Raw genomic sequence first — 25,903 nt, 5'->3', positions numbered from 1 at the left:
AATGCCTGAACCTAAAAGATCTTACTGGGAAGAAGAACTCTATAATCAGAAACATGACCTGATAGTAGTAGGTGCCGGGTTAACCGGGCTTTCTTCCGCATATTTTTTTAAGAAAAAACATCCAAGTGCAAAAGTATTAGTGATTGATCGTGGATTTTATCCCTTAGGAGCAAGTACACGAAATGCCGGTTTTGCCTGTATTGGAAGTGTCGGTGAACTGGTTGCAGATCTGGAATTAGAAACTGAAGAAGTTATAAAACAACGAATTCAGGATCGTTATAATGGATTGTTGTTATTGCGTGAAACTCTTGGAGATGAAAACATTGATTATGATTCCTGTGGAGGATGGGAAATATTCACAGATTCAGATGAATATGTAAGATTATCAGACTACGTTCCCCGGTTGAATTCTATTATGGAAGAAATGATCGGTGAAAAAGAAGTCTTTGAAGTCGGGACTTATTTGTCATTTCCATCTTTCTACAATCGAGTGGAAGGGATGCTGCATCCCGGTAAGATGATCCGGACTTTATATGAAAAATGCATTCAATCTGGAATAGAGTTCAGATGGAATACGAACATCGATCACATTGATACTGAAACAAATCTTGTTTCCTCTAAATCTCAAATCCGCTTTCAGGCAGAAAAATTGATCATTGCCACCAATGCCTTTACAGATAAAATCTTCCCGAAAATCAATATAAAACCTGGGAGAGGTTATGTTTTTATTACCAAAGAAATAGATCAGCCAAAGTGGAAAGGCACCTTTCATTACAACAAAGGATATGTCTATTTCAGAAATGTCGGCGACAACAGAATTCTGATTGGCGGAGGGCGAAACATCAATCACGACGCCGAAACCACTTCTGAGTTTGGAGTAAATGAAGAGATCAAAAAATACCTTGTCAGCTTTGCCAATGATACTTTGGAATTACCCGAAGGCTGGAAAATAGAGCAAGAGTGGTCGGGAATTATGGGCTTCACCGAATCCAAATCTTATATCTTAGAAGACATTGACAAGAACTGTGTACTTGCGGCCGGACTTAGCGGCATGGGCGTGGCTTTAGGAATGAACTTAGGTAAAAAAGCTTCTGAGTTGGTTTGAACTAGCTTTTAGGAAAATTACACGGTAGGTGCGTATGGCCATACGCACCTACCGGATATCAAAAAATCACTATTCTTCCAAAAACTCTTTGTACAACTCCACAAACTCGCTTAGCATCATAGCCGTTGCTCCCCAGAGAGGTACTTTATGTACATCCCACAGAGGAATACTGTAATCCAAATCGCGTAGCTTCCAATCCTCAACTTTCGAAAACTCTCCATTCACCAGCTTTGAAATTGGAACCGAGAAGATCTCATCAACTTCATTCGGGTTTGCACAAAATTCCTGTTCTTCTTTTATGAAACCGACTACAGGAGTAACCATATTTTCCGAATGATTTATATAAAGTGGAGTTAAACGACCAACTGCTTCTACATTTTCCGGTTTTAAACCCGTTTCTTCATGAGCTTCACGTAAAGCGGTTTCCTCTATACTTTCATCTCCCTCTTTCCCGCCTCCGGGAAAGCTAATTTGCCCACCATGCTTAATTCCCTCTGTTCTTAGAGTAAACATAATTTCAGGTTCTTCCGTCCATGTTATAACAGGAACTAACACACTGCTGTTTCTGAAGTTTTCGGAAGATGGTTTGTAAGTCATTTCATTTTTACGCTCAATCTTTGGAGCCGGACGCATCAAATTCTGTGCATTTTTTCCCGGAAGTTGAGATTCTAGTCTTTTTTGAAGAAATAACTGTAATTTTTGCATGCTTTATTTTCACCTATTAAGACTTTAACCTTATACTAACAAATATGAATTTTTTTGAACATAAATGATCGGAAATTAAAATATGTCAGACTCATTATTAGTAAAAGTAGCAAATCAAATTAAGGAACTGGATACATCAATTCAGGAAATAAACCAGACAATGTTAGAATCTAGTCAAGTACTTGACTGGTCTATAATAGTCCCAATAATACTTGCCTTTCTTGGTACAACATTTACTTTTCTTCAACTAAAATTTAATAAACTTTCATCAGCTAGAATGGAGTGGGTTCAAGTTTTTAGAAAAAATACTAGTGAGCTCTTAAGTATTTCGAGTAAACTCTATGGTTCTCTAGAAAGAATTAAGATAGAAAAAGAAAAAAGGTATTCTCATCTTTCTGAAAAGGATTGGTTAGAAATTTTTTTTAAAGACTTAACAGAAAACGTATTACCGATTGAAGCAAAAAATAAAGACCTAATAAGTAATGTAAGACTGATGTTAAATCCTAACCAAAATGAGGATAACACAAGCACTCATCTAATACTTGATGAAAAGTTAGTTGAATATGAGATATTAATTGAAAATGTATTATTAGAGTCAAACCCTGAAAATAATTTAGATGAAATTCAAATGATTGAAGATGATATTATTAGGTTGTCTAGACAAATTATAAAAGAAGCATGGGAACAAGCCAAAAGATTTATTCAATAGCTATAACTAACTAAACATGACAAAAAAATATGATGTATATGGTATCGGCAATGCACTTGTTGATATCGATTTTGAAGTAAGCCGGGATTTCATCACCGACCATGAAATCAAAAAAGGTTTAATGACTTTAGTTGATGAAGAAACACAAACCCGGCTTATCAGGGCTATCAATCCTGAAGAATCAAACAGAAAATCGGGTGGTTCAGCTGCTAATACAGTTATGGCTGTATCTCAGTTCGGAGGTAAAGCATTTTATTCATGCAAAGTTGCTGATGATGAATTCGGTAATTTTTATTTAGAAGATCTGGCTGACGCCGGCATCTCAACCAATCTGGATGGGATGAAACGGGAAGAAGGAATCACAGGGAAATGCCTCGTTATGATCACCGATGACGCCGACAGAACTATGAATACTTTTCTGGGTATCACAACTTCACTTTCTACAGATGAGGTAAGCGAAGACGCTATAAAGGAATCAGAATACATTTATTTGGAAGGCTATTTAGTGGCTTCACCAACAGCATTTGAGGCTATGAAGCTCACGAAGCAATTAGCGGAAAAACATGGAGTAAAAACCTCTATCACCTTATCTGATCCGTCGATTGTGGAAGGGTTTAAAGGACTTTTTCATGAAGTTATTGGAAACTCTGTAGATCTGCTGTTTTGTAATGAAGAAGAAGCTCTCAAATTCACAGACAGTTCTAATATCAATGTTGCCAGAGAGGAGTTAAAGAAAATTGCAAAACGCTTTGTGATAACTCAGGGAAAAAACGGTGCTATGATCTTTGACGGTGATACTTTTGTCGATATAGAACCTTATGAAGTTAATGCTGTTGACACCAACGGAGCAGGCGATATGTTTGCCGGCGCTTTTTTATATGGCATCACCAATGGACACACTTATGCAGGATCAGGTAAACTTGCGAGTTTAGCTTCTTCCAAAATTGTATCACAATACGGACCGCGTTTAAACATGAAAGCGATCAAAGAAATTCAAAATCATACATTATGAGCGGAATAGAACTATTGGGCTGGGCAGGATTTGGTATATTAATTGGAGCATGGATTCCCCAAACCTGGCAAACCATCAAAATGGGAAAAACGGATATCAGTCTCGCTTTTATTCTGATGTATGTCTCCTCAAGTTTACTTCTCACCGTTTATTCGATCCTGACTGAAGATCTTATTTTCACAGTATTGAATGCAATGTTAACCGTAGGAAGTGCTATAAATCTTTACTACAAACTAAACCCCCGAAAAGAAGAGTTGTTAGATGGATAAGCTGATTCTCGCTTCCCGGAATAAGAATAAGATCGAAGAAATGAAGCAATTAGTTGCTCATCTGGGTATTGATGTGTTTTCTGCTCTCGACTTCCCCGATCTGGAAGAAGTAGAAGAAGATAAACCAACACTTGAAGGAAATGCTCTCAAAAAAGCGCGTTATGTAAATCAACAAACCGGAATTCCTGCTCTTTCTGACGATACCGGATTAGAAGTGGAAGCTTTAGATGGTGCACCCGGAGTTTATTCTGCGCGTTATGCTGGCGAAAATGCTTCTTATCAGGATAATGTATTGAAGTTATTGGAAGCGCTAAAAGGAAAAGAAAACCGCGCAGCACAATTCCGAACCGTTGTCGCGTTAGTTGATGGAGACCAGGAATGGACATTCGAAGGAGTTTGTAAAGGAAAAATTATCGAAGATCAGATCGGTAAAAAAGGCTTTGGCTACGATCCGATCTTCATGCCGAATGAATTTGCAGAGACCTTCGCTCAGATGGATCCTAATATCAAAAACCTGATCAGTCATAGAGGAAAAGCTGTTCAGAGGTTTTTAGAGTTTTTGGAAGATTAGTGAATTTCTATTATTAGAATGTAGGGACGCAAGATTTTGCGTCCCTACATTCTAATTTCACCTCGTTCAGAATGCCCCGGAAGATTACACAGAAGTCTCGAAAACCTTGGTCAATTTTTGTATCATTCTGTTATGAAAAAAGCACATTTATTTCTTCCTCTCTTCATCTTCTTTGTTGCATGCTCCAGCTACGAATCTCCCAATAAGTACGTAGATGTATTCATCGGCACCGGTGGACACGGACATACTTATCCCGGAGCAACGCTACCCTTCGGGATGATACAACCAAGTCCTGTAAACGGAACTCCGGGCTGGGATTGGGTTTCAGGTTATCATTATTCCGATAGTATTATAACCGGTTTTGCTCAAACTCATCTTAGCGGAACGGGAATTGGTGATCTGAATGACATTCTGATCATGCCAACCAATCGAAAAGTGCTCTTGTCAGATTCAGCCAAATATGAAAGCAAAAGAAGTTACGCTTCCAAGTTTTCTCACGATCGCGAAAAAGGCTCTCCGGGATATTACAGCGTTTTCCTGAATGATTATGAGATCAATGCCGAGATGACTGCCACAGAAAGAGTAGCCATGTATAGATTTACTTTCGAATATGGCGATCCTCAATACTTAAATCTGGATCTGGGATATAGCTTGAATTGGGATTCTTTCACTGAAGGATATTTCAAAGTTATCGGAGAAAATGAAAACAAGAAACTGGTCGGCTACCGAAGATCTTCCGGCTGGGCGAATGATCAACATGTATATTTTGCTATGGAATTCTCAAAAGACTTTATGATCGTTGATTCCGCTAAATACAAAGGATTTACATCGTTTGGTACGCTGGCGTTTGAGCCTGCAGGAAGAGAAGTTCTCGTCAAAGTAGCCATTTCATCCAACAGTGAAGAAGGAGCTTTAGCAAATCTGGAAACTCTGGACGATTGGGATTTTGACGAAACCAAACTCTTTGCTGAAATGGTCTGGGATGAAGAACTCGGCAAGATCAAAGTTCAGGGAGATGAAGAGAAAAAAACGATTTTTTATACCGCTCTTTATCATTCCAAATTGGCTCCGGTTTTGTTTTCTGATGCCAATCAGGATCAAACCAAATATACCATTTACTCTTTGTGGGATACTTTTCGGGCGCAGCATCCATTGCTTACTATTACCAATCCTGACAGAGTGAATGACATGATCCGAACTATGCTGGATTTCTACAAAGAAAACGGATTGCTTCCTGTTTGGGAATTACACGGAAATGAAACCAATACTATGACCGGTTATCACGCTATTCCGGTGATCGCGGATGCCTATGCCAAAGGATTCAGAGATTATGACGCCGAACTTGCTTTCGAAGCGATGAAAGCCAGTGCCATGCAAAATAAGCGTGGAACTGATCTGTATCGCAAATACCAATACATTCCTTCTGAACTTGAGCATGAATCAGTCACTAAAACCCTGGAATATGCTTTCGATGACTGGGCGATTGCTCAAATGGCTTTTATGCTCGGTAAAGAGTCGGAATATGAACATTTCATTGTCAGATCCGGATTCTGGCAAAATGTATATGATGCTCAAACTAAATTTATGCGTGGCAAAACCGCTGAAGGAGATTGGGTTGAGCCTTTTGACCCAAAGAGATCTGTTCATCGCGTAAATACTGACTATACAGAAGGAAACGCATGGCAACACAGTTGGTTTGTTCCTCATCAGGTGGATAAACTGATAGAGCTCATGGGCGGAGAAGATGCTTTTACTCAAAGATTAGATTCATTGTTCAATCAGGACTCTAACATCACCGGTGATAATACCTCACCCGACATCTCAGGATTGATAGGCCAATATGCACATGGAAATGAGCCCAGCCATCATATTGGGTATTTATACAATTATGCAGGAAAACCATGGAAGTCACAGGAAATTCTTCACGAAATAATGAACACTCAATATTCCACCGCTGTAGATGGGTTAAGCGGAAATGAAGATTGTGGACAAATGTCCGCATGGTACATTTTTTCAGCGATGGGTTTTTATCCTGTAAACCCCGCCTCTGGTAATTATGTGATCGGAACTCCTCAATTTGAACAAGTTGATATAACCTTATCTGACACAAAGACTTTTACTATTATAGCTGATGGAGTTTCGGATGAAAATATTTACATTAAGTCAGTATCTTTAAATGGAGAACCTTTGGAGAGAAGTTATATATCTCATGAAGAAATTATAGCGGGTGGAGAATTGATCTTTGAAATGGGATCTGCACCGAATAAAAACTGGGCGAAGAAAACTGAATACAGACCGACAAACTAATGAAGAGATTTTTATTATTGGCACTTGCTTTAGGGATAGCGTGTGCACCTCAAAAATCAGAGAAAGAACAACTAGCTGAGCAAGTAAAACAAGAATTCCTACACGCTTGGAACGGATACAAACAACATGCATGGGGAGATGACGCACTTAAACCGTTATCAAAGTCTTCTAAAAACTGGTATGACGCATCTTTATTGATGACACCGGTCGATGCTTTTGACACTATGTTATTAATGGGTTTGAATGAAGAAGCCGCTGAAGCAAAAGAATTGATCTTTTCTGAATTGTCTTTCGATCATGACTTCTTTGTGTCCAATTTTGAGATAACTATTCGTCTTTTAGGCGGACTTCTTTCAGCGTATGAAATGGATGGAGATGATCGATTTCTGCAATTGGCTGAAGATCTTGGAAGAAGATTACTTCCTGCATTCGATTCAGCAACAGGTATGACTTACGGACAGGTAAATCTTAAAACCGGAGAAACCAAATGGCAGGTTAATAACCCCGCTGAGATCGGCACACTAATGATAGAATTCGGGACACTCACTAAGCACACTCAGGATTCTGTTTTTTATAACAGCGCCAAAAAAGCGATGATGGGATTGTATGAGCGCCGCTCCGAAATCGGATTAGTCGGAACAACTATTGATGTAGAAACCGGTGAATGGCAGAATAAAGAAGCTCACATTTCAGGAATGATAGATTCTTATTACGAATATGCACTGAAATCATGGCTACTTTTTGGAGATGAAGATTTCCGAAAAATATGGAAAGCTCACGAGCCTGCAATCGAAAAGTATCTGCTCGACGAAGTTGCCACCGGAACCTGGTATGGTCGCGCAAACATGGACACAGGAGAACGAACAGCAACTACTTACGGAGCACTGGATGCTTTTATGCCCGGAGTTTTAGTCCTTGCAGGAGATATCGAAACTGCAAAAAAAGTTCAGGAATCCAATTTTAAGATGTGGCAATTGCATGGCATCGAACCTGAAGGTCTGAATTACATTGATATGGAAGTAACCTGGGCAGGCTATCCTTTGCGCCCTGAAAATATTGAGTCTGCTTATTATTTATATCAGGCAACAGGCGATGAAAAATATATTGAGATGGGGAAAGTGATGTTCCAGAGTCTCATCGAATATTGTAAAACTGAGCATGGTTATGCTGCCTTATCAGATGTTACTACCAAAGAAAAAAGCGATGACATGGAAAGCTTCTTTTTAGCAGAAACCCTCAAATATGCTTACCTCCTTTTTGCTGATGATGAAGTTTTTGATTTGGATAAACATGTGTTCAATACAGAAGCACATCCAATGAGGATAGATTAACCATTATGTTAAACCGAAAGCAGTTCTTAAAAACCGGCCTTCTTGGAGCTATTCCTTTTGCAGGAATTGGATGCACGAATGTCAGCAAGTTCACAGGAAGCAAACCGGTTGTAATAGCTACCTGGAATACTGCTATTAAAGCTAATGTTGCAGCATGGGAAATTCTGGATAAAGGTGGTTATGCACTTGATGCCGTTGAAGCCGGAGTTATGGTTGAAGAAAATGATCCTAAAAATATGTCTGTGGGTTATGGCGGACGTCCGGATAGAGAAGGAAATGTATCTTTGGACGCCTGCATCATGGATGATAAAGGAGAGTGTGGATCTGTGGTTTTTCTGCAAAATTATAAGAACCCCGTTTCCGTTGCCAGAAAAGTAATGGAAGAAACGCCTCATATCATGTTAGCCGGAGAAGGGGCTCAGCAATTTGCCAAAGATCAAGGTTTTGAAGAAATGGATCTGCTTACTCCAAAAGCTAAAGAAGCTTGGGAAAAATGGCTGAAAAACGGCAAGTATGAGCCGGTAGTAAATATTGAAAATCATGATACGATTGGGATGCTTGCTCTTGATGTGGATGGAAGACTTTCCGGAGCCTGTACAACCAGTGGTGCTGCATGGAAAATGCATGGCAGGGTTGGTGATTCCCCACTTATTGGCGCCGGACTTTTTGTAGACCCGGAAGTCGGTGCAGCTTGTGCCACAGGACTGGGAGAAGAAGTTGTAAAAACTGCCGGAAGTGCACTAATCGTTGAAATGATGCGACAAGGTCACTCGCCTGAAGAAGCCTGCAAAATTGCTGTCGATAGAATCATTTCCCGAAACAAAAGAAACGGCACCAGCTTAAAAAATACTCAAGTCGGCTACCTGGCCCTCAACAAAGATGGTGCTTTTGGCGCATACAGCATTCGTAAAGGTTTTGATTATGGTGTGTACAATAAGGATGGAAACCGGATAATAGATTCTGAGTTTAGGGTTTGAATTTTTTAAGTTAGAGCCGAAGAAACCATTCTATACTTCATGAAAAAGCAACCCATTGATATAAAAAGAAATTCTGGTTTTTCTGGTGAAGTAGGTACAAAAAAAGATGGTGCTATTATTGATATGATTCCATTAAAGGATAAAATAATAGTAATTAAAGAATTTTCCGTTTACGAACTTGTTTTAGCCGATACAATAGATCCTAAACGAACCAATATTGACTTACCTACCAATGTTCAAAAACTAATTATTGACCAAGGTGCTGAATCCGAAATAGTCTCTAGAACTCTTTTAATCTCCAAAAGATTATTTGATCCAGAATTTTTCGAAAAAGATTTGAATCTAGAAAAAGCTTTAAGTCTTTCAGTGGAACTATTGCATGAATTATATTTTCTAAAAAAAGAAATTGAAAAATTCCTTACCGACGAGGAAAAGGAGATAGAAAAGTTTAAAAAGAAACAAGCATCTTCTTCTTTTACGCTCCCTTCGATTACAGATGTTCTAACTCGCACAACAACTATCTTTCAAAAAACTGATCATTTAGAGCAAATCATGATCGAATTGACTTTGATTTTTTATCCAGATTATGGGTTGAATAAACAATCACATTTTCCAAAGCTCTTAGAAATAATTGAAAAGAGATATGGAAGTGAAGACGAATTTACTCTATTCTTAAGTTCTACTTTAGAATTCATGAAGTTAATTAGAAATCTTCGAAACTGTCTTGATCATAGATTAGATTTTGTATCAGTAAATGATTTCGAACTGAATTCAGACTCAATTATTTATAAGCCTTCTATTGAGCTTGAGTTTAAAGATACTATTCTTCAAAAAGTATCTTTATCAATTTTTTTACCCGAAGTAGAAGAAAATATTATTACTATTTTTGAGATACTAATTCTTCATTTATGTGCAAAAAATGTTAGTCACCCAATAATGGATTATTCAATCAAAGAAATCCCTCTAGAAAAACGCGAGAATAAGTTTATCAGGTATAGTTATTGGCTTCCTATTGGGAATAAAGGTTATTTCCACCAACTATAAAACCAACCATAACTCATAATTCTTAATTCTTAATTCTCACCCTTCGCCCATTTCTCGGGATCATCCACTACTTCTGCAAAATCGATCTCGTTTCCGTCTTTGGAGATCGTAGCTTCGAATTCAATCGGTTCTTCACTGTCTCTCATTAATAACTGAGTTGCCAGTTTGTTGGTAATATTCTGCTGAAGTACTCTTTTCAAAGGACGAGCCCCATATACGGGATCATATCCACGAACTGCCAGCCAGTCTTTCACATTATCAGAAACGTGAAGCGTGACTTTGTTTTTGGCTAACAATTGATGAACTCTTCTCAACTGAATATCTACAATAGATCGGATGTGTTCTCTGCCCAGCGGATGGAATACAATAGTATCATCCACACGATTTAAGAATTCAGGTCGGATGGTTTTCTTCAACTGGTCTATCAACTGATTTTGGAGATTCTCATACTTTTCTTCAGAAAGTTCCCCGCCTGATTTCTCCATTTCATTCACGATCAAATGTGAACCGATATTGCTGGTCATGATGATAATGGTATTTTTGAAATCTACGGTCACTCCTTTGTTGTCAGTCAGTCTTCCTTCATCCAGTACCTGCAACAGAATATTGAACACATCAGGATGTGCTTTTTCAATTTCGTCCAACAAAACTACCGAATACGGATGTCGACGAACGGCTTCCGTTAATTGTCCACCTTCATCGTAGCCGACATATCCGGGAGGTGCTCCTACTAACCGACTTACGGAATGCTTTTCCATATACTCGCTCATATCAATTCGGATCATCGCATTCTGATCATTGAACAGAAACTCGGCCAGCGTTCTTGCCAATTCCGTTTTACCCACTCCGGTCGATCCTAAAAAGAAAAATGAACCAATCGGTCGGTCTTCATCCTGTAAACCTGCCCGAGATCTACGGACTGCATCAGAAACAGCATCAATAGCCAGATCCTGACCAATTACTCTTTTGTGAAGTTCATCTTCCAGTTGAAGCAATTTTTGTCGTTCACTCTGCAACATTTTCTTCACAGGGATTCCTGTCCAACGAGCAACAATGTCTGCAATGTCTTCAGCATCCACTTCTTCTTTCAGCAGCGCCTTTGTTTCCTGCATTTCATCCAGTTTAGCTTTCGCCTCCTCAAGATCTTTCTCTAGTTGCGTAATAGTTCCATACCGGAGTTCTGCGACCTTTTCGTAGTTACCCTGACGTTCAGCCTTATCAGCTTCGTTTCGGGTCGTCTCAATGGCTTGTTTGAGTTCACGAGCTTTCTGGATGGTATCTCTCTCCTGCTCCCACTGCACCCGCATGGTACTTCGTTGTTCTTCCAGATCAGCCAGTTCTTTTTCAATGCCTTTGATCTTCCCTTTATCTTTTTCGCGCTTCAATGCTTCACGCTCAATTTCCAACTGACGAATTTGTCGCTCAATGCCATCCAATTCCTCAGGAAGAGAGTCAATTTGAAGTCTCAATCTTGAAGCGGCTTCATCAATTAAATCAATAGCTTTATCCGGCAGAAACCGATCTCCAATATATCTGTGCGAAAGTTCAGCAGCAGCGACAATAGCAGCATCGGTAATTCTTACTCCGTGATGGACTTCGTAGCGTTCCTGCAATCCGCGCAAAATAGAAACAGTATCTTCAATGGACGGCTCGCCAACCAAAACGGTTTGCAAACGACGTTCAAGAGCTTTGTCTTTCTCGATGTACTTTCTGTACTCATCCAAAGTAGTGGCACCAACTGCATGCATTTCTCCCCTGGCAAGTGCCGGTTTTAAGATATTGGCAGCGTCCATCGCTCCTTCAGTAGCTCCGGCTCCAACCAAAGTGTGGATCTCATCTATAAATAAAATGAGTTCTCCATCTGAATCGGTCACTTCTTTGACGACGGCTTTCAATCGCTCTTCAAATTCGCCGCGGAATTTTGTACCTGCAACCAATGCTCCCATATCAAGAGCCATAATACGTTTAGATTTCAATCCTTCAGGAACATCGCCTCGAACAATTCTAAGAGCCATTCCTTCTGCGATAGCTGTTTTACCAACTCCAGGTTCACCAATCAATACAGGATTGTTTTTAGTACGACGTGTTAAAATCTGCATTACCCGACGAATTTCCTGATCACGACCAATAACCGGATCTAGTTTATTTTTCTCAGCCAATTCATTCAGATCACGAGCGTATTTCTTCAAAGCGCCGTATCTGCTTTCTGCATTCGGGTCATCCACAGTTTGATTTCCACGAACATCGGTCAGTACTTTTAAAATATTCTCTTTAGTTACTCCCTGATCTTTAAGGAGAGAAGCAATCGGTCCTTTTGTTTCAGTAAATCCCATCAAGATATGTTCAGAGCTGATGTACTCATCTCCCAACGCTGTAGCTTCTTTCTGAGCTTTATCGAACGCTTCTTTAGATGTAGTTGATAAATACTGCCCTGATACTGAAGAGCCCTGTACCTTGGGAAGTCTTCCTAATTCCGCATCCACAACTTCTTCAACTGCTCTTAAGTTTGCCCCCAATTTATTCAGCAGATTTACAACAACATTCTCTCCGTCAATCAAAAATGCTTTCAATACATGAGCCGGTTCCAACGCCTGATTATTTCCTGACTGCGCCAGCTCTAATGCTTTCTGAATAGTCTCTTGAGCCTTTAAAGTATATTTATTCAAATTCATAATTCTCGTCCTCTTTAGTTATTTCAGAACATATAAGTCCAAAATCGTGCCAAATCATTGACCTGACGGAATTTCATAGTTAACAATAATTTATAGCACACATATGCTATTAAATGTTATCTTAAGCCCCTTCATATTGATTGCAATTCATAAATAAAGTTATCGTAGATGAGAAAACTGATACTATTACTGCCTGCCCTTCTTCTAATTTCAACTATTCAACTTAGCGCTCAGGAAAGTATAGGTTACTCTGACTCAACAGATTTTCAATATTTAATCGACTACCGTTTACCAGATTGGGGTTATAGTAATTTTAGTATAAGCTCCGCTGGATTTAGTTCCAATGGAACATATTCATTCATTGATCAGGAAAGTAGCAACCCTCTTAATCGTGCAGAGACAGACCGAGCTAATCATAATACGAATATAGGGTTTGCTCCTCGATATGAATTATATCGAGAAAGTGAATTACGAACATTTTCTTTAGATATGATATCAGGTATTTCTACCAATTTTTCTAATTCGAAACAAGATAATATATCCGGTTCTAATACTAATGAATCTGAAGGGAACTTCAACGGACAATCAATACAATCCCGGGTTTCGTTAGCACATAATTATTATACGTCAGACAATGTGTTTCTTATAACCAACCTTTTCGCAGATATACGTTACAGGAGGGATAATGCTGAATCTGAGATTGACGGTATTGTTGTTAGTGAGGTAACTTCTATTGAAAGGTCGCTCAACTTTACCCCTACACTTGGAATTGGTTTTGGAAGAATTCGTAATGTAACACCAATAATCCGAGCTATTCGTTTTAATGAACGATATAAAGAACTGGAAAGTAATTCTCTTTCCGGAAATGAAATCCAAAACACTGCTGATTCATTTACAAGAATCCAAGGTTATCGAAGAACCACCGATCGTTTTCAAAAGTATTTTTGGGATGATATAAATAACGGATTAAATGGTAAGCTAGACCAGATTGGAGCCTTCGATCTTTTCTATTTGAATGATGTGTTCGATGAAAATCTTGGCAGCAGATTTGAAGGATATGAAGCAGCAGTTAGTGTGGATTACAGTTATGTAAATCGTCTCACAAAACAAGATGACCACCTAAACAATACTGAAACCAGAATTTTCAGCCTCTATCGTCAAGCAAATTTGAACTTTAATATTGATTGGTTCAAAAATATCGATCTCTACAATCAATTAAGCATAAGAACTTATAACAGCCTCATACTTCCTCTTGAAGAATCAGACCAGGAAGAATGGGCGAACCAAACCGATATCACCGCAGAATGGCTTTGGATTTTTGCTGATCGTTTTACACTTGATACCAATCTTCAAACCCGATATTCAACCAGAAAACTCAAACAAAATACTGAAGATAAATTCGGGGTTCTTTCATCGGTATTGAGAACAAATCTCTTTTACTTTGTTGAAAATAAAATAGCTATTAATACCGGGGTTTCTTTAGCATATAATGGTAGTAATAGAGAATTTTTAGACTTAACTGTTACTGACAAAAGGTTTCAATGGTCTGTAAATGCAGGTATCAAATATTACTTTGACAGAAACTTATATTAAATAAAAAAAGCCATTTCCGTATCAGGGAAATGGCTTTGGTTTTTCGGGGTACAATAAATAGGATACTACTCTAACTCGAAAGCGATGAATTGGTTCCCATTATTTCTGATTATTTTCAGAAGCACTACTTCATCACCTTTTTCTTCTAACTTCTCGAGCTCATCATAGAATTCAGTTGTAGTTTCTACTTTCTTATTCTTGACGGTTGTGATCACATCACCTCTGCGCAATCCTCGCTCATATGCATTGCTTGAGTCTTTAATTCTGCTTACAACTACGCCATCTTCAGAGCTATCCAATTCTAGCTGTCGACGAATATTTGCATCCAGATCCGTAACTGTGAATCCTAACTTTTCTTCCATGGATTCTGTTTGTTCAGGACGAACACTGGCTACAGTTTCATCATTTCTTTCTCCAAGCGTTACTGTTAATGTTTTTGCCTCTCCATCTCTGAGGATATCAAGTTCTACAACATCATTTGGTTTCATCGAAGCAACTTTGGATCTGAACATATTCCAGTCTGTAATTTGATCGCCATCTATTGCCACAATTACATCTTGTTCAAGTAATCCTGCATTATCAGAAGGACCGTCTTCTTCAACTCTTGCTACGATGATTCCTCTTGCGTTATCCAAACCCAGAGCTTTAGCCATGGTTCTGTCCACCTCTCCGCCAAAGTATAGTCCTAAATATCCCCGGGAAACTTCGCCGTCATCAATTAGATCATCCATTATTCTTTTGGCAAGGCTGATCGGGATCGCAAAACCAATTCCGTCGTTTCCACCGGATCGGGAAGCAATAGCTGAATTAATTCCCACTAATTCTCCATTCATATCAATGAGCGCTCCGCCTGAATTTCCGGGATTAATGGCAGCATCGGTTTGAATAAAATCTTCATATCCGGCACCACTATTAATAAGCCCTATTGATCGACTTTTTGCTGATACAATTCCAAATGAAACAGTATGTGCCAGGTTTTGACTTAACGGACTTCCGATCGCTAAAACAAAAGCTCCTACTTTTAGAGCCTCGCTGTTTCCCATCTTTACGGCCGGTAAATTATCCATGTCTACTTTTACAACGGCAATATCAGTGGCGGGATCTGTTCCTATCAGCTCTGCTTCAACTTCATCTCCGTTAAACATCTGAATCTTAATTTCGTCTACATCTTCGATCACATGATTATTCGTTAAGATGTAACCATCTTCAGTTACTATTACTCCGGATCCCAATCCTCTTTGTGTGTATTCTCTTGTTTCGGGGTCTTGTTGTCCGTACGGATTTCCGAAAAACTGAGAAAAGGGATTTCTCATTATTCGTTGTTCCTGCACTTTTTCAGTGGTAATCATTACAACGGCAGGATTTGTTTTCTCTGCGATATCAACGATCGCATTATTCAGATCCAGTAATGATGAAACCGAACGATTTTCCGCAGATGTAACCTCATTTTCAGTTGCGTAATCCGGCGAACTTGGTGAGGAATTATTGTTTGTCCAGGCATTCATTCCCAGTAATAGCAGCATGGCTGCAGCCACACCAAATACATTTTTTACAGTAGTATTCATTGATCTCTTAATTATAGTTCTCTGTTATCAACCGTTGTTACAACGATGTGTTCCTGATAAATTGTATATGGTTTACATCTTGTAACGCAAAAGCTCAGACTGCGTTTAAACAGCCTGAGCATTCACTAACTATTCTATATATGCTTCAAGATTATTTGATCTCGATCTGTCGTTTTATTTTCTCTTCCTGCTTCTGAATAGTGATGTTTAGCACACCATCAGTATAGGTTGCGTTGATGGTATCTTCATTGATACTATCCGGCAGATAAAATGAACGCACAAAGGTTCCGTAAGATGTTTCTACTCGGTGATAGTTCTTTCCTTCATCTTTGTTTTCAAACTTACGCTCACCACTGATCGTTAATCTTCCGTTTTCCAGATCAATGCTGATCGCATCTTTCTTTAAGCCCGGAAGTTCTGCAGAAATCTCAAATTGCGTATCGTTTTCTGCTATATCTACGTTTGGCATAAAACTATCTTGACGGTAGTTCATTCCATTATTTGTGTTGTTGAACATTTCGTCAACAATGTCATTGAATCTTCTTGAAAAAAGATCGGTACTTGGTCTTGAATATTTAATAAGTGCCATAACTTTTTGACCTCTTGTTTTGATTATTTGTTTATCAGGTTCACAACGAATGCTACAAGAGAAATGCCAAGACGAAATTTTAAAACCACACTGACAGTGCGACAAACTTGGAATGAAATTTTTACAGACCGGAATTTATGCTTTGGAAAAGCTGTCAGTGGAAGTTTGACGGGAAGTCAGATGGGTAACAAAAGTGGCAGATGGAGGATGTGTGAGGTTTAGACAATCCTGATCTTCACAACATCCCTCGGATGATTGTCCAAAGAACTGTTTGGACAATCGTCTCCCTTCGAAGGGAGAGTTATTCTCGGAAATAAAATGATTACGGATATAATGCTAAAAGATCTTCCCAAAAGCCGGGATAGGAAACAGCAGCACATTCAGCATCCAGAATTTCGGATTCGGATTTTCCTTTTAAGGATAATACTGCTGATGCCATTGCAATTCTGTGATCGTGGAAACTTTTAAATGTAGCTGAATCAAAACTGAATTCAGGGTTTCCGTGAATCTCTACTCCATCTTCTTTTTCTTCGAAACTAACTCCGGCAGCTTTCAGCATTTCGGAAATAGCCATAATACGATCGGTTTCTTTGTGGCGAAGTTCTTCAGCGCCGGAGATCACCGAGATCCCTTCCGCAAAAGACATAGCCACGGCAAGAATCGGAAGCTCGTCAATACAATTCGGAATAATGCTTTTTGGAATATTAATTGCCCTCAAATCAGAGCTGCGAACCACAACATCACCAACAGGCTCTGCTCCTTCCATCCGCTCATTTTCAATAGTGATATTTGCACCCATTTCCTGTAAAATTCCAAGCAATGCATTTCTGGTCGGGTTTAACCCCGTAGCTTCAAGCTTGATCTCAGAATTTGGAATAATACACCCAGCTACTAACCAAAAAGCAGCCGCTGAGAAATCACCGGGCACAGTATAGCTTTGATTTGGGATTTCATCATTTAATGATGCTGAGATGATCTTCTTACCTTTTTTTTCTTCTTCCACCTTTAGCTGAAGAAGACGTTCAGTATGATCTCTGCTGGGAATAGTTTCTATAACTCTTGTAGGAGTTTCACCAAATAAACCCGCCAACAAAATACAGGATTTCAATTGTGCACTTGGAATCGGAAGTTCGAAATCCATCGGCTTTAGTTTCTCTTCTCTGGTGATCATTAATGGAGCATAAGCACTATTTCGAGCTAAAATATAAGCGCCCATTTTCTCCAGAGGTTCAATAATTCTGGTCATTGTACGGGAAGTCAGGGAAGCGTCTCCGCACATCCGCACTTGTTTTCCTGACCCTGCAATTACTCCTGCTAATAACCTCATGGCTGTACCGGAATTTCCACAATCCAGATCATCTTCCGGAGCTTTTATTCCTGATCTACCTGTTCCTTTTATAGAAATGGAATCCTTGCCTCGGATAACTTCAGCTCCTAGTGACTCTACACACTCCAATGAGCTTTGCGGATCTTGTGCTGAAGAATAATTTTTAATTACTGATGTACCTTCATGAAGTAACGAAAAAATCGCTGCTCGCTGTGATATGGATTTATCCGGTGGAGGAGAAAGTGTTCCCTGTAACGAGTCAGAGGGTTTTACTTTTTGGATCATTTAATTGATAAGTAGGTGTGTTGGAGTGTATTTGAAAGTAGAAAATTTGAAGATAAGATATTCAGCAAGCTGACCTTAAATTCTAAATGCGTACGATCTATTCTGTAGAATCCAGTAAAGATTGCGCTTGCACAGCTCCTTCGGTATCAGGGTATTTTTCAATGATTCCGTTTAGAATGCTCATTGCTTCGCCTCTGTTACCCAATCGAATATGACATTCCGCCGAATTATACAACGCTTTTGACACCCAAATTTCAAATGCTTCAAACAATACCCGAACTTTAGAATAGTTTTCTATCGCTGCTTCAAAATTATTCTGATCCTGTTCGATCTTTCCCAGATAGTATTGAGCTTCTGCGCCGCTTATAGTCGTACTTTTTTCAGCCACCGGAACAAGTAATGGGCGTGCATCTTCGTATCTGCTTTCAGCTACAGCGACTTTTCCAAGCCCGACATTTGCAGCCGGATTTCCTGAATTTATTTTTAAAGCTTCTTCAAACTCTGACTTTGCAGCACCCGTTCGTCCTGCAGCTAAACTTGCTGATCCCATCCCCACATAAGCTTCCTGGCTGAATCGTGAACCCTTCTCAAGCAGCAACTCGAAATACTGATGAGATACATCAAATTCATTTCTCTCTTTATAAAGATTCCCAAGTATTATTAAAGCTGATGGTGTTTGGTCATCATTCGGAAACTCATCTACAATCGTCTGATAAGCACTAATAGCTTTGTCAATTTGACCAGTTTGGCGATAAGAATCTCCCAAATTGGAATATGCTTCAGGAGTTAGGTTATCCGAATTAGTTATTCTCAGATACTGGCGAAATTCTTTGATCGCTCCTTCATAATCTCCCGTTTGGTAAATAGTTTCTGCTTGACGGTACCTCAATCGATCCGCCGTTCCACTACTTGGGTTGTTACTTAAAAAGTCTTCTAACACAGCTGAGCTACTATCTACTCCGGTAGATGATAACTGAGAATATTGAATTCCGTTCACAGCATCTATGATGTAACTGCTTCTGGGGTAATTCTGCAATACATTTTTATATGCTTCAATAGCTCGTTCATACTCTCCGGAGTTGTAATAAGAATCTCCGATGTTATACTGAGATCTTGCTGCCCATTCAGTTCCGGGATATTTATTGATCACCGTCTGAAATTCTTCAATGGCCTGAGAATAATTATCCGAGTTCAAATAAATGTAAGCTATGTTGTATTGAGCCTGCTCTTTTAATCTGCTAAATGGATAAATGCGAAGAACTTTTCTGAAAGTAGTTACAGCTTCAAATGTTCTCCCCGAACGGTAGTAGCTGTTTCCAACCTGAAACATTGCGTAATCCCCTCCCGGTTCGGCTCCAATCGCTTTGTTATAAAAACTGATCGCTTCTCTGTATTTCCCTTGTGCATAATAAGCGTCGCCAATTCTTAATTGAGTGTCCGTATCGTAAGGAAAAAGCGCAATCGGTGGAGGGTTATAGTCATTTAAAAAAGCTTCCAGAGGAGCCACTGCTTTTTCATAATCTCCGGTTACAAAATAACTCCAACCCAACGAATATCTGGCAGCGCCTATGAGTTCATGGTCGGGATAATTTCTTATAAAGATTGAGAATCTCTGAGCAGCATCACCATATTGACGAAGTTTGTAATAACTGTCAGCACTCCAAAATAATGCTTCCGCTCCGATCTCAGAAGTTGGTGTTTCTGCATAAACAGATTCGAATACCGGCTGAGCTTCTCCATAAGCTTGGTTTCTATATAATATCCATGCTTTCTGGAAACGTGCTTGCCGGCGAAGCTCCGGATCTATATCAGCAATTTTCTCTGCTTCTTCGAATGCTATACTAGCTCTGGTAAATTCATTATTGGCAAAATAAGATTCGCCCAAAAGTGTATAAACTTTTCCGGGATCCTGAAGATTTTTCTCATTTCTGATCAATGTAAGCAGCGTTTCTATGGCATCTCCATACTGCCCCGACTCGAAAGAAGAAACAGCCCATTCATAAAATGCTTGTTCTACCCAAAGTCCTGTTTTGTAGCGTTCACCGAACTCAGAAAATGTATTCAGCGAATTCTCATATTGTCCACCCAGCTTCTGATTGATAGCTTCATAGTACAAAGCTTTTCTAGCGAGTTCATCGTCTCCCGTTGCCGCTTTTTCGAATGAATCGGCTGACCAGTGATATATCTTTTGTTTGTGATATAACCACCCGAGTCCATAGTGTGCGCTTCGTTCTTTGCTTGTACCTTTTGTTAAATTCAGATACTGCAAATATGCTTTTGACGATTCTTTAAAATCTCCAAGAAAATTATAGCTTTCTGCAATCAGGAAGATCGCCTTTTCTTTGGATACATCATCCAGGTATGCCATTGCTGCTTTAAGTGCATCTATTGCTTCCTGGTACTTTCCTTGTTGATAATAAGATTCCCCAAGTGCTGTTCCGACTCTTCTGGTAATTTCATTGTTAGGATATCGATCTTTTAAAACCTCAAATGCTATAGAAGAAGAATCGAATTCATTATCAGAAAGATATAAGCGCCCTCTGGCATATAGAGCTTTTGGAGACCAACTACTTCTTGGATACTTATCAGCTAATGTCAAAAAATATTGTCTTGCCTCTGCATTATCGCCTTTTTCAGCTGCTGCTTCGGCAACCCAGTATTCAGTCTCGGCTGATGTCGCTACTGTGTTAAACGTCTTCAAAGATTCCTGATAGTATGAAATTGCCTCGTCATACTTTCCGCTATCAGAAAAGCGATGACCAAGATCCCTTAATAACTTCTTTGAAAGATCATGTTTGGGATAATCACGAATAAAATTCTGATAGTAATATTCTATTCCGGAAGAATCTATGCCGGTATTGGCCCGGGCTATATAATAATCAGCAAAAGGGGTTAATTCTGATCCGGAATAATTGCTTCTAAATTGCTTGAGTTTTTTCAATGACTCTTCAAAAAAACCTTTCTCGAATAGATCTACGCCGGTTTGGTATGCATCAGTTTTTGGAGCCTGAATCCGTTGTGCTGAGAGCGATCCTGAAGTTAGAATGAATATAAAAAGTAAGCTGCTTTGAAACAGAAGGCGCATTTATCGCTGGAATATTGTTTTGAGTTTATCTTTTATATGTCAAGATAGCGAATAAGTTCGTCCGCACGGTCAGAAAAATTATTTTCCATATTTTCACTGCTTTCTTCTGAAACAATTACATAATCAAACCGCCGAAGAGCAGCACTTACAACAGAAGAATCTTCCAAGTTTAACTTGATGGATACTCTTATTGAGTCGAGCACATCATTAGGTTGTTGAACTGCTATTCCCAGAATCTTTGCGTTTTCAGTCTCTATGATCCGAACTATTTCTGATAAAGTGTAATCAATTTGAGCGAGTTCTATAGTAATAACGGAACCGTATGACGACAGATTAAAGATATCTCCCAAACCGTTCAGTACTTCTCTTTTGCGAACCAGTCCCAGAAAATTGTTTTCGTTGTCGGTAACCGGAAGAACGTACAACTCATTAGCAAACATTTGGCGGGTTGTTTCAAAAAGATGTTGTGTAATAGGCACCGAAATGATCTCTTCCAAAGGCAGATCTGTGAGAATAGTATTTTCATCAACAACCTCCGCCAGTGTCTCAATACTGATCATACCTTTGATCTTATGATCTGTATCCACAACTACAAACTTATTGATATGGAGCAGATCAAGTTTTGCCAATGCCAAAGAAACCGGATCTGATTCTTTCAGTGGTGCTATTTCAGTATTTAAAATCTCGTTAACTAACATAGTCTATATAACTTCTCCATTTGTACCAATAGTATTCAACAAGTGTGAAAGTTGCTCAAAATCTTTTTCAGCCATACTGAATGTAAGCTCAACATCACTACCTTCATAAACTTCTTTATCTACATTTGCGTTCTCATGAATAAAGGCAACTGCTTTGTATTTACTCATCGGAATTTGCAGAGTATGATCTTCATATTCACTTTCGATCATCTGCTCAATTTTTTCTTCCAGTTCATCAAGTCCAATACTTTGCTCTGCAGATACAAAAATTGCATCCGGATAATCTGATCTCATTTCTCTGATCTGATCTGCATCCATCATATCTACTTTGTTGAGAACTAAGATCGTTCTGGTATTGGTTGCATTAAGTTCTTCTAAAGTGGTATCAACAACTTCTTTGTATTCATGAGCCATTTTGGAAGAACCGTCAATCACATGAAGCAATACATCTGCTTCCCTTACTTCATCCAGCGTTGATTTAAAACTTTCTACCAGATTATGCGGAAGCTTTCGGATGAATCCAACCGTATCAGATAATAAAATGGTATGGTTTTCAAGTTCATGACGCCTTACTGTTGAATCTAATGTAGCAAACAACCTGTCTTCTGCTAACACATTTGTTTCCGTAAGCGCGTTCATCAAAGTAGATTTACCCGCATTGGTATATCCAACCAAAGAAACACGGTGCATACCCTCTCTGCCTTTTCGCTGGGTAGTTCTTTGCTTGTCCAGCTTTGTAAGCTTGTCTTTAAGCGTAGCTATGCGTTGGCCAATTATTCTTCTGTCAGTCTCGATCTGAGTTTCACCCGGACCCTTTGTACCAATTCCACCTTTTTGGCGGGATAAGTGAGTCCAGTATCTTGTCAATCGTGGAAGCAGATATTGAAGCTGAGCTAATTCTACCTGAGTTTTAGCAGCCGCTGTTTTAGCTCTTCCGGCAAAAATATCCAAGATCAAAGCGCTTCTGTCTAATATCTTGGCATCTGTTCCCGCTTCTATATTTCGGACTTGAGTAGGTGAAAGATCGTCATCGAATATAATAGTGTCGATATTCAGTTCACTTTTAAGTCTCTTCAACTCCTGAAGCTTTCCTTTCCCAACAAATGTAGTTATATCCGGATTGGTCTTATTTTGAAGCACCTTTTCGACAGTAATTCCACCGGCAGTATCTGCCAACAATGCTAATTCTTCTAAGTATTCTTCTGCCTGAAATTTTGTGGTATCCGGACCGTACAGCCCAACCAGCATCACTCGTTCTTTTTCTATGTCAGAATTTTTAATGTCGTCTAACAATAATCTATCTCTTCTCTTTTATTTTATTCGTTTTGTAAATTTTTTAAATCAATATCGGGTAATTCTTGTCCTTCAAACCGATTTTTCAACTTTAAAGATACGATTTTTTCGAATCTCTTTCTTTTACTATTGGGAACGTAGATCTTCAACTGCTTAAAACCTTCAGTGAGACTCTTGTCCAATTCGGAATATGAAAAAGAATACTCAACTCCTTCTTTTTGTTCTTTCTCTACCTGATCCAGAATCTGAAACCAGGGGATCGTTTGAGATGGTTCATTGATATTCTTCACAATACCATAATCAGTTATATAATGTTTAGACGCCAGATAACTGGCGATAAACCACATACAACCGATCCAAACATAACAAACAAAAGTAGGAAACCTGCTCACATCATTTACCAAAAGAGCAACAATTCCCAAAGAACCAATTAATACTAAAAAAACCGTAGCAAAAAGTGGATATCCGGCGAATTTTCCTGCTCTCCAACTCATCCTCACCTTTCTTAACCTGAATTTATTCATTACAGAATAACCGGCTAATAAAGTTGATGAAATTGTAAATAATACAATTACACCCTGGAAAAATATGGACAGTATTTCTTTCAATTATGTAACTGTTTCTGCTTTATAAAAAATGGATACCAGAGACTCCGTAACTAAGAGCAAGAATCCTGCCAGCATAAACCAATGCCAAATCTCCTTTCCAAAACCACTGGTTTTAATTTCACTTGTTATCTCTGTTGATGTTAACGCACCCGCATCAACAATATTGATCCTATCAGAAACCTCAGGACTCAACGCTCTCTCCGAATTAAAGCTCGATTCGCTTTTTGATAAATTAACAGCTGTTTTATACATCTTTTCTCCATCAGTAATAGTAACCAAACCGGGCTCCCATTCATATCCGGTATATGACAGTGAAATAGCTCCTCCAATATTGCGGGGATTTACCTGTATGGTTTCATCATTATAAATTAACTCTGTTTGCTGAGCATCGGCATCCCCGCTCCACTCAAATGGTTTTCCTAAATACTTATAAGTCAATCCTCCTTCTTCTAATGAGCCGGCATATAAAATTGTACGATAATAGGTTGGCGCATAAATGGCTTTTACCGGAAAATTAGACCAGCCGGGATCATTCCCGATAGTAAACAACAGAACCCGTCCTTCTCCGAATTTCTTTTCTCTTAATAAAGGATCTCCGTTATTCATTTCAATTATGTTTAATCCCAATCCTGAATTATTGGTTCTTAATTTCAAATAATAATAGATATCGGGAACAGTAAAATTCAATTCTTCATCAGAATCTCTTTGGAAAAGCCCCTCAAAAACAGGGTGATCTTCTAACAGCACTGACCCTTTTGCTATCGAATTAAAGGATGTGTAATCACCCAGGATACCTGCAAAATCTCCCGCATTGAAAAGAGCTAAAAAATCATTGTAATTTTGGATGTTCGCAGTTTCGGAAGGAAAAAATACAACTCCCTTTCCATTTTGTACAAACTGCTGAATATCGGAAAACAGAAACTCCGGGATCTCATCTATCTGTTCAAGGATCAGAGCATCGAATTCTTCTATAGAATAGTTGGAAAGACTATTTAATGTGGTTTTGGAGTAGTTAATTTGATTGTTTCCTTCAAGCTGAGCATCCAGAATCACGGACGTGTAAGAAACTTCATTTGGATTTTCGGATTCTGAGGTGATCCAGAGCACATCTCGTTTGCTTGGAATCTGAACAGAAAAAAAGTATTCGTTATCTTGGGTAAAATCATCGCCTTCAATTATTGCAGAACCGGTAATGGAACCTTCCGAATCCGGATTTATCTCAAACGAAAAACTTTGAGAAACCCCCGGGTCTATTTGAAGAGAATATTGCCCAATTGTTTCTTCTCCGACTGTTAATGTTAAAAATTGATTTGTTGCGATAACTTCGCCTTCATTTTGAACCAATACTTCTACATTAAACGGAATTCCTTTTCCTACCATCGATGATGAAGTAGTTATTTCTGAAACAAATGTGTTTTGCACTTTAACATCTTCAACATTCAAAATTGTTAAAGCAAGATCAGTACTTAAATCATCAGCTCTTTCTTCTAATACTTCTTTCAGTTCAGGATTTCTGTCATCGATTATATAAAGCTTTTTATTTTGATAGGGGGCTGTGTCTAAAGCAGATAACAGACCATTTAACCTTTCTGATATAAAGGATCCTGTTTTTGTTACTTCTATATCTTTAATTCTCCTCTCCACCTGACCTGCACTTGAAATAGAAAGATTCAGCGGCTCACCATTTGTGGTTTGGATGATAAATCTGTCTTTTTCGCCGGAAACATCTAATATTTTTTGGATCAAGTCGTTTGCTTGATCAGTTAGAGGTCCTTTTGAACCTATTCTGTTCATACTGATACTGTTATCGAGCAAAATTGCGTATAAAGTTGGCTGATTATTTACAGCGCCTGTACTCAATGAAGGAGGAAGAAAAGGCCTCGCTAATACCATTGCCAGACATACTATGGCTAGAAACCTGAGCATCAAAAGCAGCAATCGTTTAATCTTTATTTTCCTGATCGTTGTCTTTTGTAACTCTTTAAAAAAGGCTAAAGTTGAGAACTGAACTTTTTTGGGTTTTCTCAAATTCAGCAAATGAATAACCAGCGGAAGACCCACAGCTACTAAGGCAAATAAAAAAATGGGATTTAGAAAACTCATTTAGCTTAAAAAAATGTTACTTTTATTGTGATCGGGCAGGAACTTTTTGTGTTAA

At 38.8% G+C, this 25,903-nt stretch carries 20 protein-coding genes; 10 read left to right on the top strand and 10 right to left on the bottom strand.

The window, feature by feature from the left end:
- Position 1: 1 nt before the first annotated feature.
- Positions 2 to 1,105: an NAD(P)/FAD-dependent oxidoreductase gene (locus A8B79_RS05080; protein WP_066218882.1), complete on the top strand. Its 1,104-nt coding sequence runs from the start codon at positions 2 to 4 to the stop codon at positions 1,103 to 1,105.
- A gap of 69 nt (positions 1,106 to 1,174) precedes the next feature.
- On the opposite strand, the gene A8B79_RS05075 is transcribed toward A8B79_RS05080, so the two are convergent.
- On the bottom strand, positions 1,175 to 1,810 hold the full coding sequence (locus A8B79_RS05075) for an NUDIX hydrolase (protein WP_066218878.1): 636 nt from the start codon (positions 1,808 to 1,810) through the stop codon (positions 1,175 to 1,177).
- A gap of 82 nt (positions 1,811 to 1,892) precedes the next feature.
- Here A8B79_RS05075 and A8B79_RS05070 point away from each other — a divergent pair, with 82 nt between their 5' ends.
- The 8 genes from A8B79_RS05070 to A8B79_RS05035 all read left to right on the top strand — a co-directional run bounded on the left by A8B79_RS05070 (position 1,893) and on the right by A8B79_RS05035 (position 10,030).
- Positions 1,893 to 2,519, top strand: a complete 627-nt coding sequence (locus tag A8B79_RS05070) for a hypothetical protein (protein ID WP_066218875.1) — start codon at positions 1,893 to 1,895, stop codon at positions 2,517 to 2,519.
- Between the two features lie 16 nt (positions 2,520 to 2,535).
- Positions 2,536 to 3,531: an adenosine kinase gene (locus tag A8B79_RS05065; RefSeq protein ID WP_066218872.1), complete on the top strand. Its 996-nt coding sequence runs from the start codon at positions 2,536 to 2,538 to the stop codon at positions 3,529 to 3,531.
- Positions 3,528 to 3,800, top strand: a complete 273-nt coding sequence (locus A8B79_RS05060; RefSeq protein WP_066218866.1) for a PQ-loop repeat-containing protein — start codon at positions 3,528 to 3,530, stop codon at positions 3,798 to 3,800. The genes A8B79_RS05065 and A8B79_RS05060 overlap by 4 nt, the downstream gene beginning before the upstream one ends.
- Complete coding sequence (gene rdgB, locus A8B79_RS05055) at positions 3,793 to 4,371, top strand: RdgB/HAM1 family non-canonical purine NTP pyrophosphatase (RefSeq protein WP_066218861.1); 579 nt, start codon at positions 3,793 to 3,795, stop codon at positions 4,369 to 4,371. Before A8B79_RS05060 ends, rdgB begins: the two co-directional genes overlap by 8 nt.
- 132 nt (positions 4,372 to 4,503) lie before the next feature.
- The gene (locus A8B79_RS05050; RefSeq protein ID WP_066218858.1) at positions 4,504 to 6,678 is read left to right on the top strand and encodes a GH92 family glycosyl hydrolase; all 2,175 of its coding nucleotides are present in this window, start codon (positions 4,504 to 4,506) and stop codon (positions 6,676 to 6,678) included.
- A complete protein-coding gene (locus tag A8B79_RS05045) occupies positions 6,678 to 8,009 on the top strand; it encodes a glycoside hydrolase family 47 protein (protein WP_066218855.1) in 1,332 nt (443 codons plus the stop codon). Before A8B79_RS05050 ends, A8B79_RS05045 begins: the two co-directional genes overlap by 1 nt.
- 5 nt (positions 8,010 to 8,014) lie before the next feature.
- The gene (locus A8B79_RS05040; protein ID WP_066218852.1) at positions 8,015 to 8,986 is read left to right on the top strand and encodes an isoaspartyl peptidase/L-asparaginase family protein; all 972 of its coding nucleotides are present in this window, start codon (positions 8,015 to 8,017) and stop codon (positions 8,984 to 8,986) included.
- A gap of 39 nt (positions 8,987 to 9,025) precedes the next feature.
- Positions 9,026 to 10,030 (top strand): hypothetical protein, encoded by a 1,005-nt coding sequence (locus tag A8B79_RS05035; protein WP_066218850.1) that lies wholly within the window; start codon positions 9,026 to 9,028, stop codon positions 10,028 to 10,030.
- A gap of 29 nt (positions 10,031 to 10,059) precedes the next feature.
- On the opposite strand, the gene clpB is transcribed toward A8B79_RS05035, so the two are convergent.
- Entirely contained in the window at positions 10,060 to 12,702 is a 2,643-nt protein-coding gene (clpB, locus tag A8B79_RS05030) for an ATP-dependent chaperone ClpB (protein ID WP_066218847.1), read from the bottom strand.
- A gap of 168 nt (positions 12,703 to 12,870) precedes the next feature.
- On the opposite strand from clpB, the gene A8B79_RS05025 reads away from it, so the two are divergent.
- Complete coding sequence (locus A8B79_RS05025; protein ID WP_066218844.1) at positions 12,871 to 14,295, top strand: hypothetical protein; 1,425 nt, start codon at positions 12,871 to 12,873, stop codon at positions 14,293 to 14,295.
- Between the two features lie 65 nt (positions 14,296 to 14,360).
- Here the strand turns inward: A8B79_RS05025 and A8B79_RS05020 are convergent, their stop codons facing one another.
- From A8B79_RS05020 to A8B79_RS04985, 8 genes are all read right to left on the bottom strand, one after another.
- Positions 14,361 to 15,860 carry a Do family serine endopeptidase gene (locus A8B79_RS05020; RefSeq protein ID WP_066218841.1) on the bottom strand — a complete coding sequence of 500 codons (1,500 nt, stop codon included), beginning with the start codon at positions 15,858 to 15,860 and terminating at the stop codon, positions 14,361 to 14,363.
- 151 nt (positions 15,861 to 16,011) lie between these two features.
- Positions 16,012 to 16,449, bottom strand: a complete 438-nt coding sequence (locus A8B79_RS05015; protein ID WP_066218836.1) for an Hsp20/alpha crystallin family protein — start codon at positions 16,447 to 16,449, stop codon at positions 16,012 to 16,014.
- A 322-nt stretch (positions 16,450 to 16,771) separates the two neighbouring features.
- On the bottom strand, positions 16,772 to 18,061 hold the full coding sequence (gene aroA, locus A8B79_RS05010; protein ID WP_066218833.1) for a 3-phosphoshikimate 1-carboxyvinyltransferase: 1,290 nt from the start codon (positions 18,059 to 18,061) through the stop codon (positions 16,772 to 16,774).
- 97 nt (positions 18,062 to 18,158) lie between these two features.
- Positions 18,159 to 21,146: a tetratricopeptide repeat protein gene (locus A8B79_RS05005; protein WP_066218830.1), complete on the bottom strand. Its 2,988-nt coding sequence runs from the start codon at positions 21,144 to 21,146 to the stop codon at positions 18,159 to 18,161.
- A gap of 32 nt (positions 21,147 to 21,178) precedes the next feature.
- Positions 21,179 to 21,844 (bottom strand): CBS domain-containing protein, encoded by a 666-nt coding sequence (locus tag A8B79_RS05000; protein WP_066218827.1) that lies wholly within the window; start codon positions 21,842 to 21,844, stop codon positions 21,179 to 21,181.
- Between the two features lie 3 nt (positions 21,845 to 21,847).
- The gene (hflX, locus tag A8B79_RS04995; RefSeq protein WP_066218824.1) at positions 21,848 to 23,137 is read right to left on the bottom strand and encodes a GTPase HflX; all 1,290 of its coding nucleotides are present in this window, start codon (positions 23,135 to 23,137) and stop codon (positions 21,848 to 21,850) included.
- Positions 23,138 to 23,160: 23 nt separating this feature from the next.
- Positions 23,161 to 23,745 (bottom strand): hypothetical protein, encoded by a 585-nt coding sequence (locus tag A8B79_RS04990; RefSeq protein ID WP_066218821.1) that lies wholly within the window; start codon positions 23,743 to 23,745, stop codon positions 23,161 to 23,163.
- On the bottom strand, positions 23,746 to 25,848 hold the full coding sequence (locus tag A8B79_RS04985; RefSeq protein ID WP_066218819.1) for a BatA domain-containing protein: 2,103 nt from the start codon (positions 25,846 to 25,848) through the stop codon (positions 23,746 to 23,748).
- Between the last annotated feature and the right edge of the window lie 55 nt (positions 25,849 to 25,903).

It is taken from the genome of Balneola sp. EhC07 (assembly GCF_001650905.1).
Classification (GTDB): Bacteria; Bacteroidota; Rhodothermia; order Balneolales; family Balneolaceae; genus Balneola.
This window is presented reverse-complemented; position numbering and strand designations above follow the sequence as displayed.

Excerpts from the sequence above, each read along its gene's own strand:
- A8B79_RS05080 (WP_066218882.1), top strand. The coding sequence starts at position 2 with ATGCCTGAACCTAAAAGATCTTACTGGGAAGAAGAACTCTATAATCAG.
- A8B79_RS05075 (WP_066218878.1), bottom strand. The coding sequence starts at position 1,810 with ATGCAAAAATTACAGTTATTTCTTCAAAAAAGACTAGAATCTCAACTT.
- A8B79_RS05070 (WP_066218875.1), top strand. The coding sequence starts at position 1,893 with ATGTCAGACTCATTATTAGTAAAAGTAGCAAATCAAATTAAGGAACTG.
- A8B79_RS05065 (WP_066218872.1), top strand. The coding sequence starts at position 2,536 with ATGACAAAAAAATATGATGTATATGGTATCGGCAATGCACTTGTTGAT.
- A8B79_RS05060 (WP_066218866.1), top strand. The coding sequence starts at position 3,528 with ATGAGCGGAATAGAACTATTGGGCTGGGCAGGATTTGGTATATTAATT.
- rdgB (WP_066218861.1), top strand. The coding sequence starts at position 3,793 with ATGGATAAGCTGATTCTCGCTTCCCGGAATAAGAATAAGATCGAAGAA.
- A8B79_RS05050 (WP_066218858.1), top strand. The coding sequence starts at position 4,504 with ATGAAAAAAGCACATTTATTTCTTCCTCTCTTCATCTTCTTTGTTGCA.
- A8B79_RS05045 (WP_066218855.1), top strand. The coding sequence starts at position 6,678 with ATGAAGAGATTTTTATTATTGGCACTTGCTTTAGGGATAGCGTGTGCA.
- A8B79_RS05040 (WP_066218852.1), top strand. The coding sequence starts at position 8,015 with ATGTTAAACCGAAAGCAGTTCTTAAAAACCGGCCTTCTTGGAGCTATT.
- A8B79_RS05035 (WP_066218850.1), top strand. The coding sequence starts at position 9,026 with ATGAAAAAGCAACCCATTGATATAAAAAGAAATTCTGGTTTTTCTGGT.
- clpB (WP_066218847.1), bottom strand. The coding sequence starts at position 12,702 with ATGAATTTGAATAAATATACTTTAAAGGCTCAAGAGACTATTCAGAAA.
- A8B79_RS05025 (WP_066218844.1), top strand. The coding sequence starts at position 12,871 with ATGAGAAAACTGATACTATTACTGCCTGCCCTTCTTCTAATTTCAACT.
- A8B79_RS05020 (WP_066218841.1), bottom strand. The coding sequence starts at position 15,860 with ATGAATACTACTGTAAAAAATGTATTTGGTGTGGCTGCAGCCATGCTG.
- A8B79_RS05015 (WP_066218836.1), bottom strand. The coding sequence starts at position 16,449 with ATGGCACTTATTAAATATTCAAGACCAAGTACCGATCTTTTTTCAAGA.
- aroA (WP_066218833.1), bottom strand. The coding sequence starts at position 18,061 with ATGATCCAAAAAGTAAAACCCTCTGACTCGTTACAGGGAACACTTTCT.
- A8B79_RS05005 (WP_066218830.1), bottom strand. The coding sequence starts at position 21,146 with ATGCGCCTTCTGTTTCAAAGCAGCTTACTTTTTATATTCATTCTAACT.
- A8B79_RS05000 (WP_066218827.1), bottom strand. The coding sequence starts at position 21,844 with ATGTTAGTTAACGAGATTTTAAATACTGAAATAGCACCACTGAAAGAA.
- A8B79_RS04985 (WP_066218819.1), bottom strand. The coding sequence starts at position 25,848 with ATGAGTTTTCTAAATCCCATTTTTTTATTTGCCTTAGTAGCTGTGGGT.